Source organism: Phormidesmis sp. 146-20, assembly GCF_052939475.1.
Genome location: NZ_JBJPHT010000019.1, coordinates 1 through 13604, shown reverse-complemented (window position 1 = coordinate 13604; position 13604 = coordinate 1). Strand labels below are relative to the sequence as shown.

Here is a 13604-nt window from a genome sequence, read left to right as displayed (position 1 = left end):
TTTTTATGAGGGTCGTTTTAGATAAAGCGCGTCATCATACACACCCCGCCAAAATCAAGCCAGGTTAGTTTTACGGAAGACTGGGGCATCTTCACTTAGATGAGTTCTACCAACTCTCATAGGAGCAAAAAACTGCATGAGACGGGAAGCTACCCCCAAGCTCAAGCTGATGATCGTAGACGATGAGCCAGATAATCTGGACTTGCTTTATCGCACCTTTCGACGAGATTTTGATGTGGTGAGAGCAGACAGTGCAATTTCGGCGCTAAAACTACTCGATCAGCAGGGCGAGATGGCCGTGATTATTTCTGACCAACGAATGCCTGAAATGCTGGGAACTGAGTTTTTGAGCAAAACGGTCGATCGCTACCCCGATACGATTCGGATTGTGCTGACGGGATATACGGATGTTGAAGATCTGGTCGAGGCAATCAACGCGGGCAAGGTTTTTAAGTACATCACCAAACCGTGGAAACCGCAGCAGCTTCAAGTCGTGGTCGAGCAAGCCGCAGAAACCTATCGAGTTCTCAAACAAAGAACAGAAGATCTGCGTCGGGCACTGCGCCGAGAATCTCTGTTTAATGCAATCACAACGGCGATTCGCGAGTCTCTCGATTACCACAGTATGCTGCAAACCATTGTAGAGACGCTGGGGCAGACCCTAAATGCGGCTTGCTGTATGCTTCATCCCGTCGAGGAATCCAGTCTTCAGCGTCATTCTGCTCGATACTGCGTGTCTCAGGAGTCTAGCCCTAAGAGTCAGGACGATCGCGAGGCTCCCCTAGTGCAAGCGGTTTTGGTAAATCGAAGGACACAAATAGATCCACCCCGCAAATCAGCAGAAAGAGAAACCCATTTAGCAGTTCCGTTGACCTATCAGCAAGATCTATTGGCGATTCTCTCTTTACATCAGGCGGAGGGCGATCGTCCCTGGTCAAAGGAGGACATCGAACTCATCGAAGGTGTCGCAGAGCAGGCAGCCCTGGCGATTTCACAAGCCAAGCTTTACCAGCGAACCCAACAGCAAGCAGAACAGATTCGGGCTGAGTTGGCCGTCGCTCGACAGATTCAAAGCAATCTTTTGCGGCAGACGTTGCCTGTGTTAGAGGGCGTGAAGGTGCAGGCTTGTTGTCACCCTGCGAGAGAGGTGGGCGGCGATTTTTTTGAGGTCTATCATCACCCTCAAGGCGATGTCTGGCTGGCGGTGGGCGATGTGTCAGGAAAGGGCGTTCCGGCGGCGCTGTTTATGGCGAGTGCGATTTCGGTGCTGAGACGAGAATTGTCTCAAGAAGGTGCCCCTGAACCTGATGTCGTCATGCGGAGTCTAAATAGCATTCTGTCTCAGGATTTGATCAGTACAAACTGCTTTATCACAATGGTTATAGCGCGATATACGCCGACTACAAAGCGGTTAGTTTACGCCAATGCGGGGCATATTTATCCGATGGTCTGGTCAAGACAGCCTGATCTCTGTGGGATCGAGCCAACTTATCTCAAAGTGCGTGGCGTTCCGTTGGGGATTTTACCGGATTGGACGGCGATCGCAGGCAGCATTGACCTTCATTCCAAAGAAATCGTTTTGTTAACCAGTGATGGCATTACTGAAGCAACAATTCATTCTGAGAAGCCGACTTGTCCGTCTAGAGCGGCGGGTGAAGGCTCGATGTTAAAACAAGCCGGACTTTGGCAATTGCTGCTACAAGAAGGGGAACGCTTAGACTTGAAACAACTGTTAGCCCAAATCCAATCCCACAATGCTGTTCAAGAAGATGACCAGACGATTTTATCTCTGGAGGTTCTTTAACTATGAGAACTGAGCTTCACATCCCAAGCGACTTAAAGTTTTTGAGCATTGCTGAGAACTGGTTGTTGAGCAGTCTAGAGATTGAGATTGGGGATGAGGTCGATTGGACTCGTCAGTCTTCTCGCTTACGGTTGGCGCTGGTAGAGGCTTACTCCAATGTGGTGCGTCATGCTCATCGCGATCGTCCTAACCTTCCTGTGCTGATTCGCCTTGAGGTCAAGGATCGCGACCTGGCGCTAGAAATTTGGGATTATGGGCAGGGGTATGACCTTTCGACCTATTTGGCTCCCTGTCCAGAGGATAAACAAGAGCATGGATATGGCTGGCTCATTTTGAATCGCCTAATGGATCGCGTGGAGTACCGTTTGCAGGTAGACGGTCGCAATTGTCTCAAGCTAGAGGCGAGTCTGATGGCAGGCATTAAGTAGGGGCGTTTGAAGAGGGAGCCTTGATCAGGATGGTTCTACCTCTGCCCACAGTCTTGTAAGCTGACGTTGCCACGCGGTCAACACCTCTTCGCGAGATTGGGCACTCATGCTTAGTTCGCCCAGCAGTCCTTCTTCATAGAAGCGATCAAGCGTTTGCAGCGTCAGTTCCAAAGATTGCCCCTGGCGTTTGGCGGCTTGAATAATTTGGCGAATTTGCTTTTCGGCGAGTGCACTAAAGCTCTCATCCAACCCTTGCTGATGTAGAAAAATGAGTCGCTCTAAAGCTGCGGTGAAGTCTGCGATCGACAGCCCATGACAACTGTGCTGAAAGACCGTCCACAAAACGCCTTGATGCAGCGCGTATCGGGCTTCTTGCGTCGTGTCAAAATTGGCTTCTAAGAGTTCTTCTAAGTAGGGTTTGGCTTCTTGAGCGGGGGCGATCGGCAATAGCACTCTCAGCCAGGATTGGTCATCTGAAAGCAACACAAGCAGCCTAAATTCAGCAGTTTCGACCTGATAGGAACCAGGCGCAAGCGTTTGAATGGTTTCACCAAACAGAGTGGTAAGGGTTGTGGGAATTTCTTCTGGTGTCATTAGTCCATCTTAATAGGAATGGTGAGGGATGAGGGAGAACTTTGTTCCGCTTCGCGAGGAGGGAGAACTTCGATGATCTGTTCCCCTTTGGGGGTAATCCGCTTTGCGAGGAGGGATGAGGGATGGACGATCGCACAAAAAATCCCCCGACCACGCGAGGGAAAGACTAGGGAGATTTAGAAAAACTAGAAAATAGGCGGAAGAAGAAGGGGATTGAAAGGCTTCATCCCTCATCCCTTCTTAGACCAACCACTCTTGCACTGCTTCTTCTTTGGTGTTGGTGCGACGACTGGGGGTTTCACGCTCAAACTTCATGTGAACTTCGCGGGTCTGTTCGCCATCCACCGCAACGGCCATGATCGGGTAGTCAATCATGCCATCTTGGAAAGACATCTGGAAACGGAACGTGCCGTCGGGGTTGAGTTTGATGGGGCGACCGCCGATCGTTACAGTGGCATCAGGTTCAGTTGCGCCGTAGACAATCAGTTCTGCATCCGCAACTAGCCAAAATTGACGAGGACGAATCGGCGGCATTGAAGCAGAAAAGCCGACTCCCGACATCCCCACGCCCGACATCGTTAAGCCAGAAGTCGTTGGCACTGCCCACATGCCTACACCCGACGGGAAGACGTAGGAACTGATGGCTTCTTCGTGAATGGGAACCTGCTGCATGGAGCCGTAGAGCGACCCGGCGATCCGTTGAGCTTCGATGCTTTGAGCCAATCCAAAAATTTCGTCGTAGATGGGGTTTCTGGTCATCGTGCCTGCGATCGCCGCTTCACCCATCATCATGCGTTTGGCAGGAGGCACCAATTCAAGGAAAGTTTTGTCGCGCAGATCTTCTTCCCACGAGACGGTGATGAACTGATCTTCAATCCAATCAGAGGGGTAGACCGGAGGCACTCGCACCGGAGTAGAACGCGCTAAGACGAGCCAACGACCATCTGCACAGCGATAGCCAATCTCAGCCATGTAATCGCGATCGCTCACCGGAATCGGCAAATACCATTCTCTCGCCAACTCATCTGAGGGATATTCTTGGACGCTGTGGGGGCTTTGAAACTGTAAGGTCAGGTCGGTAACATCGTAGATTCGCAGGGCAAGTTGTTGACCGCCTTGAGAGCGCAGCGCTTCTTTGTGTTCGTTGGAGACATCCCAGTAGGTGTAGGCCCATTGGGGATCGCGGGGCATCAGCACGATGCGGCTCTCACCATAACCCTGGGGTAAGTCTGCCAGGTCTTCATCAACGACAGCTAAAGAACCACCTGTGAGATCACTCTGTCCAACATCAAACTTTGCTGCTTCCACTTCTTCCTGTGCCTCAAGTTTACGGGATGGGTTTGTTGAAAATCGGGTGCGCTGGATTTCTTCGATCGACGCTAAAAGCTGATCTTTACGCATTCGGCTATAGCGGGAGACTCCGTACTCACTTGCAACTCGTCTCAGTTGCCGTAGGGTCATTTCTTCGAGAGGGGGACGTTCGGTTGCCATAATTATTTGCTCCAATCTTTTCTAACCGCATCAATCGTTCCTAACGACTCGTCTAAGTTTACCTTCGTTAACAATCCGGGGATCGCTCTCTACTGAGTCATAGTGCCCAAAAGTCCGGGTTGGGTCAAGGGGTCAAAGCGTTGAGTTTCAGGTCGATCGACGAGTTTTCGGGCAGATCGGGGATCGCAATGTTATGAAGTCATGACATTTCCTCTAACTTGGGGATCGCCAAATCATGCTTACAGAAGGTAAAGATCCCAAAAGAAATCTAAATGTCAGGATTTCTTGACAATCAGCACCCAAAAAAGGAATTTAGCAAAGGCAAAAAGGACGACTGTAGTTTCCTGTATGCTGTAGAGCAACCTACGATCGTCCTTAATGTTGAGGCTGTATGGATTCTTCTCAGTCTGATGTGAACTCAAACCCAGTGGAGGAGCAGACTGATCCCCCAACTCAAAAAAGTCGTCTGATTAGCAAAATTTTGTCTCCGGCGGTGAGGTTGTGGCTACGATCGCAGGTCGAACACGTCGAAGCGTTGCAGCTAGAGATTGCGGCGGGCGATCGACAAATTCTGTCGGGCTGCATTCCCAAGATCACGCTGTCGGCTTGCAAAGCGGTTTACCAGGGTCTGCATCTGAGCGAGATTTTTTTAACAGGAGCAAATATTCGCGTCAATCTAGGTCAGGTGCTGCGAGGTAAGGCTTTGGAGTTGTTGGAACCCATTCCTGTTGAGGGGTGGGTACTGTTGCACCAGGAAGATCTGGATGCGTCTTTGAAGGCTCCTCTATTGGCAAATGGAGTCAAAGAGTTTTTGATTATGCTGCTTAAGTCAGGTGATCTGACCAATTCTCTCTCTGATCCCGATTTGAATTTGCAAAACCTCCAAATTGCCCTCGAAGAGAATCAGGTTCTCATCAGTGCCTCATTAATTTCTGTAAGTGGAGCCGTGAGCGCGATCGCCATTCGCACCGGATTTGAGGTGGCTAGTCCCCATCAGCTAAAACTTGTCAATCCTCAATGGCTCCCCCATGCCAAAGCAAAACGAGGAATGGCGATCGACGACCTCAACGGCTACACGGTCAGCCTCGGAACAGAAACTCAAATTCAACAATTGACGTTGACGGCGGGACAGGTGGTGTGTGAGGCGAGATTGTTGGTGAGTCCTTGAAGAAGGGATGAGGGAGAACTTCGATGATCTGTTCCCCTTTGGGGGTAATCCGCTTCGTGAGGAGGGATGAGGAATGAGGATGAAACAAGTGTGCGGATTGGTTTGGGTGAGCACTCCTGGCTTTGTTTTTGAGGAAATTTGTGATCCGGCAATCTTGCTTAAATTCTGGCGACTCCATCTTCACGAGCGGCTCGTTGAACGGCATCAGCAACGGCAGTGGCCACACGATCGTCAAACACAGACGGAATGATATTTTCTCGGTTTAGATCACTGTCAGCAACTAGACTGGCGATTGCTAGAGCAGCACCCAAGTACATGCTAGTAGTGAAGCCAGAGGCACGACAGTCTAATGCACCGCGAAACACTCCGGGGAACGCTAACACGTTGTTGATTTGATTGGGATAGTCGCTGCGTCCGGTCGCCATCACTGCCACATCATCGTGCACCAGTTCGGGCTGAATTTCGGGGACGGGGTTGGCCATCGCGAAAACGATCGGATCTTTTGCCATCGATCGCACCATTTCAGGCGTAACCACTCCCGGCGCACTCACTCCTAGAAAGACATCAGCAGCTTTCATTGCGTCTGCAAGTTTACCCGGTTGCTCGACTGCAAAAGCACATTTTTGATCGTTTAGATCGGGACGATCGCTTGACAAAATGCCTTTGGAATCACACATTACGATTTGAGTCGCACCCGCTTTGAGGAGGAGATGAGCGATCGCAACCCCGGCGGCCCCGGCTCCATTGATCACAATCTTTACTGTAGATAGGGATTTTTTGACGACTTTTAGGGCGTTGGTCAGAGCGGCCAACGTGACGATCGCCGTTCCGTGTTGGTCGTCGTGAAAGATGGGAATGTTAAGTTCTTTTTGAAGGCGGGCTTCGATCTCAAAACAGCGCGGAGCCGCAATGTCTTCTAAATTTACACCTCCGAAGACGGGAGCAATGTTTTTCACCGCTTCAACGATCGCGTCGGTGTCCTGCGTTGCGAGACAAATCGGAAAAGCGTCCAGTCCGCCAAATTCTTTAAACAGCATGGCTTTGCCTTCCATCACGGGCATGGCGGCTTCGGGGCCCAGATTGCCCAATCCTAAAACAGCGCTGCCATCGGTCACGATCGCCACAGTGTTGCGTTTGATGGTCAATTCGTAAACGCGATCGGGGTTTTGAGCGATGGCCATACAGACGCGACCGACTCCTGGGGTGTAGGCCATGGCCAGATCTGACTGCCTGCTCAGAGGGGCTTTACTACGAACGGTGATTTTGCCGCCTTGATGGAGCGCGAAGGTGCGATCGTAGCTGTTGAGAACTTTAACGTTGGGCAGTGCTTTCACCGCTTGAATGATTTCTTCGGCATGTTCGGTGCTGGCGGTATCGACGACAATTTCTCGTGTGGAGGAGTCGCGGGTTTGTTCGACGACATCGATTTGCCCCATATTGCCGCCGCGATCGGAGACGGCTTGAGTGACGCTAGTAAGCATTCCGGGCTGATTGGGCACTTGAAAGCGGATGGAGAGGCTGTAGCTGGGATTGGGGGTGAGATTTGCCATAGCGGTATTTTAGATTTGGGAGTTTAGATCTTAGATTGAATCGGAATCTAAAGTCCAAATTAATCAATCTTTTGTAGCTTAAAGGAAGGCAAGCAGCAAGATTGTACTCAACTGCACGAATTCAGCACAAAATCGATATGGAAGTTGAATCATTGAATGACAGCAGTTCAATACCACCCATTATTGGATTGCCTTAAAACTACAACTTCATAGCGAGAGAAATACCGGGGATTTTAGCGATCGCTGCTTCAAAAGTACTCCCTAAAGTGCAATGTAGATCTGTCTCTATTTATTCTAGGCGTACTGTAGAAGCGATCGTATGAGCTAGAGTTTGGTAGTGTTTCAAAGAAGAAGTGAGATGATACGACTTTGAAGATTGTAATTATGCAATCTGTTCTCTAAGTGTCTGTTCTCTAAATGAAGGTGAATATATAAACTTTGAGAATGTGGGCGAAGCGGATGAGCAAGTATGGAGACTTAAACTAGCAGAAATCCAGCCTTGTGTTTAATGGAAGCCTCTTGACCAAGAATTTGAATTCTAGGAACTGTACATCACCAATCAAAATAGGCAATATTGCAACTATTGAATCGGTAGTCTAAAGTTTCTCAAACTGATTTCTGTGATATTTGGCATAAACTCACAAAATCTCAAGAGGCTGAAAGTAACTTTTATTCAAAAGCGTTCGGGTTTTCTACAAGCTTTGTTGCCGTCTCGCTTTGAGCTTGAGAAGATCCCAATAAGCTAAAGGCAAAACAAACGATCGTGCTCATCACAACCATTTCGCCGCCGTCTTCTAATAGCCCAATTAGAGAACTTATTTTTGTGAAGTTAAGGACACCATGAATCATGTCGATGACCACCCCAAACAGAACCAAAATAAGCAGTAACAAAGTTAAGCGTTTAGAAGTTCTTCTAAATTTAGAGTCTCCAAACTGATAGGAAACAGCAATAAAGATTAAAAATGTTAACCCAAATGCTCCAGATACAATTAGCTCTCCTAAATCAATGGCTCGTATCCCTAACAAGTCGGAAAACGCAAATCTTATTGAAATAGACTCACCTAATCTCTCATGGATATGTAGCGAATCATCTAGTAATAGATAGACAAATAGTGAAGCCCAGCTTAAATATAGAATTGAGCGTCTTTCTAGTGCAGTCAATCCTAACAAAAGAACAATCCAGTACTCTTTGATATATTGAAAAAATTCTGCATATCCACGATCGGACTCGATCGAGAAGAGATGACTATTTGCGAGGCTCGTTTGCCAGTGGACGATATGAACAAATATAAGACCGACATCTGTCGCTAGACATAAATAAAGTAATCTAGTTGCCCAATTGCTTAGACTGAGTTTTAACCAAAATTTCACTTAAGCATTCTCCAAACAGTTGAGCTAGTGGCGATCGAAACTATCAATCACTCGCCCAAAATCTGCCGCCCAAACGCTTATAGGCTTCGACAGATTAGGTTCAGTAATTGATAACTAAACTATAACCAGACCTTAACTTAATAATACCCAGGATGACAGATCTACACCAGTCTCAGGTTAGATTTTTGAGATCACTTCAGAGAGCAGTAGAGTGACTGTTATTTCTCAATTACTCTTCTCGTTCTCTAGCTGTCTGATCCTCTGTCTTCTATCTCTTCCAAACTTTCGCTGAGAGCTTGGGTCGCCTCAAATCCAGGACAATAGCCGTCGGGTGTCACCTTAAAGTTAAATAAGGGAGAACCTGGATTCCAGCAGCGCTGTCCGCGAAAATGACGACAATTTTGACAGCACTCTCTCAGCGACCAATCGGGAAGTCGATCGCCTCCCTGATTCAATAATTCACGCTGATGTAGCCCTCGCAAAACCAGTTCTTCTCCCTGCCAGCGAGCTTCGACCAGGCCTGTATCGGCTAGCGATCGCCAGCGCGGATCGGCCATCACCGAGTCAGGAAGTGTAATTGTCACCACCGTTCCCAATTCTGCCAGTTCGCCTTCATAGCTATTGTCAGGTGCAACAGGCTGCAAAAAAGTTTCGCCGATCGGCAGTTCTACCAAATTTCCGGCTGATGGCGAATGTAGATGATAGCGATTGTGCAGTTCTTCTAGCCCCGTCAAATCAGCCAAATAATTGGGCGCTCCATGCACAAACACCACATGTTGAGGGCGCAAATTGTGAATTAGCTGAGTGGTACTGGGGCCGTCACAATGTTGGGCCAGAAGATAGGTCTCGATCGCGATTTGAGACGAAGAAACTTCCTCGATCGCTTGCCCTTCTTGCTGACTAACCTGCTGCGGCAACAACACCAGCCACGAATCTTCGGGTTGACAAAACTGGTTCAAATCGACAGTGAGATCAGTGAGAACGATACAGGGATGCGTAATCGTCGATCGCTGTTCGACCTCAAGGTGACGCACATGGGGACGGACTCGCTCATCCCAAAATAGCGGTTGGTGACGGGCAAAATTTTGAACAGCGCTCGGCAAACTAGGCAGCAATTCTAGGTAGGCATCGCAGCCCGCCGCCACCGTTCCATTCACCCAAATGTCGATATTGCGTCCGGTAAACAAATGATGGCTTCGCAACAACATCAACAATTCTTGCCCCAAACCCAACGTCGGCAAGGGTAAGAGAACGGATTGATTATGAGCGATCGCGCTGCTAATTCTTTCGGCAAGCTGGTTTTCTTGTTGTCGTCGATGGGGATATCGGGCCGTGCCATAGCTGCCTTCGACAATCAGCACATCTGGCTGCAAGCTCCGCAGTTCTTCCAGGCGTAGCCCTTCGACGAGGCGAGAGTTAGAGAGAAAGAAATCCCCTGTGTAGAGCACTGTGTAGGAGCGATCGGAAACGGATGGAGGCGGCGTGTACGTCAGCAAAATGACGGCCGCCCCGGGTAGGTGTCCGGCGGGAAACAATTCTGCGGTTAGTCCATCTTGAAACTCAACGGGCGATCGCCACGGTAGGGCATGGCTAAACATCGGTGCACCAGTCCAGTTGAGCGGCAGGAGTTGAGTTGTCACCTCACTGGAATAAATGGGCAGTTTGGGAAATGCTTGATGCAGTGACAGCAATCCTCTTGCATGGTCGGCATGGGCGTGGCTGCACAACACCAAATCGGCAGGACAAACTTCAGCCCCCAAGCCAGTCAGCGCCGAAAGGTCACGCAATCCACAATCGAGCAAAACCCGGTATGGCCCCATCCGGACGAGTAAACACACCCCTTCATCCGCATGGCCCACGCCATAGGGCAAACAATCCAGTTGAATCACAGTCTAACGATCGCAATATCAGGTTATGGAAATCGCTCTTGGCGACCAACGTCCAGCTTTAATCCAAACGACTCGATTAATGGGCTGACCCGTTGCCGTGGTAGTTGTCAGAGTCGTAGAAGCCGTTGCGAGTGCCAAAGAAAAGACACGCGATCGTGAAAACGCCAGTCAGCATTAGTAAAACGAGTTTGACATCCATATGAGTTTCTATGATGAGTTTATCTGAAGTGTACCGTTGATGAGGCAGAAATGCCTGTAACCTTTGGCAGTGATCTTATACTGAACTCTCTGTAATCTTGACAAACCAAAGATTTTTCTCAGATTCTCCTAAAGTGAGAAGTGGAGTTTTGAGTTTTGGATTTTGAGCATTACGCCTTTTATTCAACCGGATTGGCTGTCTCGATCGTCTCTTCTCGTCGCGCCTGATCTGTTGGGCTGTACGATCGTGCGTCGGTTGCCAGATGGGTCACTGATTCGGGGGCTGATTGTGGAGACGGAGGCCTATACGGAGGGCGATCCGGCTTGCCACGCTTACCGCCGTCAGACTCCGCGTAACAAAGTGATGTTTGGCCCGGCGGGGATGACCTATGTGTATCTGATTTATGGGATGTATCACTGTTTGAATGTCGTGACTGATTTGGATGGCATTCCTAGCGCGGTTTTGATTCGGGCGTTGCAGTTGGAGACGATTCCGGTGTGGTGTCCTGCCGAAAAGCCGTCTCGTGTGGGTGCTGGGCCCGGAAAACTCTGTCGTGCGCTTAAAATCGATCTCACTCTAACGGCAAAACCGCTACAGCCTGGAGAGCCTTTGTGGTTGGAGCCTCGCAGCCAGGATTATCAAGATCAGATCGATCGCCACTCGATTTCCTTTGTCCAGACGACGCGCATTGGGTTGACTCAAGGAGCCGACTTGCCGTGGCGATGGTATGTCAAAGATTGTGCGGCGGTGTCGAAGAAGGGATGAAAAGAAAATAACGTAGTCATTGTTACAGTTTGAAGTCGGACACAATTCTATTGATTAGGGTAGCGTTAACGTTGGGCAAGCCGTGAACTTGGACGATTACGAACCTGGTGATTTTTACGATGAGCTTTTCATCACCAAAGGGCAACCTCGGCCCGAAGCCGTTCCTTTGATCAATCGGATTAACTCATTGACGATCGCAGAGCTACAACGCCGTCAGCAAGCGGCCCAAATTGCCCTGTTTAAGATGGGTGTGACATTTAATGTCTACAGTGACAATGAGGGCACCGAGCGAATTTTTCCGTTTGATATCATTCCACGGGTCTTGTCGGGTCAAGATTGGGTCAAGCTTGAGAAGGGGTTGAAGCAGCGAATCTATGCGCTCAATCAGTTTCTTAGAGATATTTACGGCGAGCAGAAGATTATTCGAGACAGCGTGATCCCGGAGGAGTTGATTCTCTCATCTAAGGGATTCATGAAGCAGTGTCTGGGGTTAAAGCCGCCAGAAAATATTTGGTGCCATATTACTGGGACGGATCTGGTGCGCGATCGCGATGGCGAGTGGTATGTGCTCGAAGACAATTTGCGCTGTCCGTCTGGGGTGTCTTATGTCTTAGAAAGTCGGCGCGTGATGAAAAGTACGCTGCCCCTCGTCTTTAATACGATGAAGATTCAGCCTGTGGAGGAGTATCCCAGCCATCTGCTCGAAACGCTCCTGAATCTTGCGCCCAACCATTTGCCCGATCCCACCGTCGTTTTGCTGACACCGGGAATGTATAACTCGGCTTATTTTGAGCATTCTTTTTTGGCGCAGCAGATGGGCGTGGAGTTGGTCGAAGGTCGGGATCTGGTCGTGTCTGATGGCTATTTGCAGATGCGGACGACCAAGGGCTTAAAGCGGGTAGACGTGATTTATCGCCGCATTGATGATGAATACATCGATCCCCTGGCGTTTCGTCCCGATTCGCTGTTGGGGATTCCGGGCTTGATGGAGGTTTATCGTAACGGTCGATTGGGATTGGCGAACGCACTGGGAACCGGGGTCGCTGACGACAAAGTGATTTATGCCTTCGTTCCGGCGATGATTCGCTATTATTTGGGCGAAGAGCCGATTCTTTCAAATGTCCCGACTTATCTCTGTTGGGAGGCACAGCAGCAAAATCACGTTCTTGCCAATTTGGATAAGCTCGTCGTCAAAGCGGCGGATGAGTCAGGCGGTTATGGGATGTTAATCGGCCCACATTCGACCCAGGCGGAGCAAGCTGAGTTTGCCGAGAAGATCAAAGCTAACCCACGCAAGTATATTGCCCAGCCGACTCTCGCACTGTCTCGTGTCCCGTCTCTAATCGGAGATCAGTTTGAGGGTTGTCACGTCGATCTACGCCCTTATGTCCTTTACGGCAAAGAGATTTATGTCAATCCCGGTGGTCTAACTCGCGTCGCGCTCAAAAAAGGCTCTCTCGTCGTCAATTCATCTCAGGGCGGCGGCAGTAAAGATACCTGGGTCGTCTGTCAGTGAAGAGCAGCCCATGACTTGATTTCACCGCTACTGAGTCTGACTGCTACCCTAGATGCCATATTGGTAACAAGATTCGATACCTCTGAGCATTCAGTATGTTGGAATGGTTAATAACGATCGGCGCTGCGGAAATCGGTAAAGCCATCTTTGAGCAAGCTCTGAAGTTGGGGCAATCTGCCGCAGAGGACTACGTGAAGGATTTCTTGAAGGGTTGCCTCAAGGAAGGGATCACGGCTGCCAAACCAGAGGTGGCAAAAAAAGCGGTGGCAATGGCTCTAAAAGAGTTTCTGGCGATCGTGGCAGAAGAACTGGAAGATCAAGAATTATCGAGAGCAGAAATCCGCGATCGCTACGATCCAGTCCTGATTGAGTTTGTGAAAGATGAATCGGTCAAACCTCTTTTGGGCAAAGCGTTTGAAAAAGACTGTGCGGCGATTGACACGACAGCGTTAGAAACTATTTGGAAGCGATCGAGTTTGAGAGACAAGTCGTTTCCAGTTCTGCCACAGAAATTTGACTGGCAGCAAGTCGGCAGTTTGTATCTAGAAAGAGTGCGGCGAATCGTGCGAGAAATGCCGGAACTGCGATCGCTCCTGGAAACTGAACTGCTAGAAGAAATTGTTCATAACACGGCTCAGATTTCACCCGGTTTTGATGTCGCTAAATATCGAGAGAGCTTGCAGTGTAGCTATGGGCATTTGAAGCTGTATGCGATCGACAGCACCGATCGAGGGGATGCGATCAAGCTCTGGAATATGTTCATTGAACAAACAGTAAGTAGCTAGGTGCAATTAAATATAAAACGCTCCAAGGAGTACTCCCCTATTTC

Annotated in this window: 12 protein-coding genes; 6 read left to right on the top strand and 6 right to left on the bottom strand. The window is 49.2% G+C overall.

Annotated elements, in window-relative coordinates; genetic code table 11:
* The first annotated feature begins 136 nt into the window (after positions 1 to 136).
* Complete coding sequence (locus tag ACKFKH_RS16245) at positions 137 to 1804, top strand: SpoIIE family protein phosphatase (protein WP_446859362.1); 1668 nt, start codon at positions 137 to 139, stop codon at positions 1802 to 1804.
* A gap of 2 nt (positions 1805 to 1806) precedes the next feature.
* Positions 1807 to 2232 carry an ATP-binding protein gene (locus tag ACKFKH_RS16240; protein WP_446859361.1) on the top strand — a complete coding sequence of 142 codons (426 nt, stop codon included), beginning with the start codon at positions 1807 to 1809 and terminating at the stop codon, positions 2230 to 2232.
* 24 nt (positions 2233 to 2256) lie between these two features.
* Here ACKFKH_RS16240 and ACKFKH_RS16235 read toward each other — a convergent pair whose 3' ends face one another.
* Entirely contained in the window at positions 2257 to 2826 is a 570-nt protein-coding gene (locus ACKFKH_RS16235) for a hypothetical protein (RefSeq protein ID WP_446859360.1), read from the bottom strand.
* Between the two features lie 240 nt (positions 2827 to 3066).
* Positions 3067 to 4317, bottom strand: a complete 1251-nt coding sequence (locus ACKFKH_RS16230) for a DUF4912 domain-containing protein (protein WP_446859359.1) — start codon at positions 4315 to 4317, stop codon at positions 3067 to 3069.
* A 391-nt stretch (positions 4318 to 4708) separates the two neighbouring features.
* On the opposite strand from ACKFKH_RS16230, the gene ACKFKH_RS16225 reads away from it, so the two are divergent.
* Positions 4709 to 5485 (top strand): LmeA family phospholipid-binding protein, encoded by a 777-nt coding sequence (locus tag ACKFKH_RS16225; RefSeq protein WP_446859358.1) that lies wholly within the window; start codon positions 4709 to 4711, stop codon positions 5483 to 5485.
* A gap of 158 nt (positions 5486 to 5643) precedes the next feature.
* Here ACKFKH_RS16225 and ACKFKH_RS16220 read toward each other — a convergent pair whose 3' ends face one another.
* The 4 genes from ACKFKH_RS16220 to ACKFKH_RS16205 form a co-directional block, all read right to left on the bottom strand.
* Positions 5644 to 7035 (bottom strand): malic enzyme-like NAD(P)-binding protein, encoded by a 1392-nt coding sequence (locus ACKFKH_RS16220; protein WP_446859357.1) that lies wholly within the window; start codon positions 7033 to 7035, stop codon positions 5644 to 5646.
* 669 nt (positions 7036 to 7704) lie between these two features.
* On the bottom strand, positions 7705 to 8406 hold the full coding sequence (locus ACKFKH_RS16215; protein WP_446859356.1) for a hypothetical protein: 702 nt from the start codon (positions 8404 to 8406) through the stop codon (positions 7705 to 7707).
* A 245-nt stretch (positions 8407 to 8651) separates the two neighbouring features.
* The gene (locus ACKFKH_RS16210; protein WP_446859355.1) at positions 8652 to 10295 is read right to left on the bottom strand and encodes an MBL fold metallo-hydrolase; all 1644 of its coding nucleotides are present in this window, start codon (positions 10293 to 10295) and stop codon (positions 8652 to 8654) included.
* Positions 10296 to 10371: 76 nt separating this feature from the next.
* Positions 10372 to 10494, bottom strand: coding sequence for a hypothetical protein (locus ACKFKH_RS16205; RefSeq protein ID WP_446859354.1), 123 nt, complete (start codon positions 10492 to 10494; stop codon positions 10372 to 10374).
* A gap of 162 nt (positions 10495 to 10656) precedes the next feature.
* Between ACKFKH_RS16205 and ACKFKH_RS16200 the strand changes: the two genes are divergently transcribed.
* The 3 genes from ACKFKH_RS16200 (at position 10657) to ACKFKH_RS16190 (ending at position 13560) form a co-directional block, all read left to right on the top strand.
* A complete protein-coding gene (locus tag ACKFKH_RS16200; RefSeq protein ID WP_446859353.1) occupies positions 10657 to 11259 on the top strand; it encodes a DNA-3-methyladenine glycosylase in 603 nt (200 codons plus the stop codon).
* Positions 11260 to 11341: 82 nt separating this feature from the next.
* Positions 11342 to 12775: a circularly permuted type 2 ATP-grasp protein gene (locus ACKFKH_RS16195; protein ID WP_446859352.1), complete on the top strand. Its 1434-nt coding sequence runs from the start codon at positions 11342 to 11344 to the stop codon at positions 12773 to 12775.
* A 95-nt stretch (positions 12776 to 12870) separates the two neighbouring features.
* Positions 12871 to 13560 carry a hypothetical protein gene (locus ACKFKH_RS16190; RefSeq protein ID WP_446859351.1) on the top strand — a complete coding sequence of 230 codons (690 nt, stop codon included), beginning with the start codon at positions 12871 to 12873 and terminating at the stop codon, positions 13558 to 13560.
* Positions 13561 to 13604 lie beyond the last annotated feature (44 nt).

Bases quoted from the DNA above. Each gene is read 5' to 3' on its own strand.
- ACKFKH_RS16245 (WP_446859362.1), top strand. From the start codon at position 137: ATGAGACGGGAAGCTACCCCCAAGCTCAAGCTGATGATCGTAGACGAT.
- ACKFKH_RS16240 (WP_446859361.1), top strand. From the start codon at position 1,807: ATGAGAACTGAGCTTCACATCCCAAGCGACTTAAAGTTTTTGAGCATT.
- ACKFKH_RS16235 (WP_446859360.1), bottom strand. From the start codon at position 2,826: ATGACACCAGAAGAAATTCCCACAACCCTTACCACTCTGTTTGGTGAA.
- ACKFKH_RS16230 (WP_446859359.1), bottom strand. From the start codon at position 4,317: ATGGCAACCGAACGTCCCCCTCTCGAAGAAATGACCCTACGGCAACTG.
- ACKFKH_RS16225 (WP_446859358.1), top strand. From the start codon at position 4,709: ATGGATTCTTCTCAGTCTGATGTGAACTCAAACCCAGTGGAGGAGCAG.
- ACKFKH_RS16220 (WP_446859357.1), bottom strand. From the start codon at position 7,035: ATGGCAAATCTCACCCCCAATCCCAGCTACAGCCTCTCCATCCGCTTT.
- ACKFKH_RS16205 (WP_446859354.1), bottom strand. From the start codon at position 10,494: ATGGATGTCAAACTCGTTTTACTAATGCTGACTGGCGTTTTCACGATC.
- ACKFKH_RS16190 (WP_446859351.1), top strand. From the start codon at position 12,871: ATGTTGGAATGGTTAATAACGATCGGCGCTGCGGAAATCGGTAAAGCC.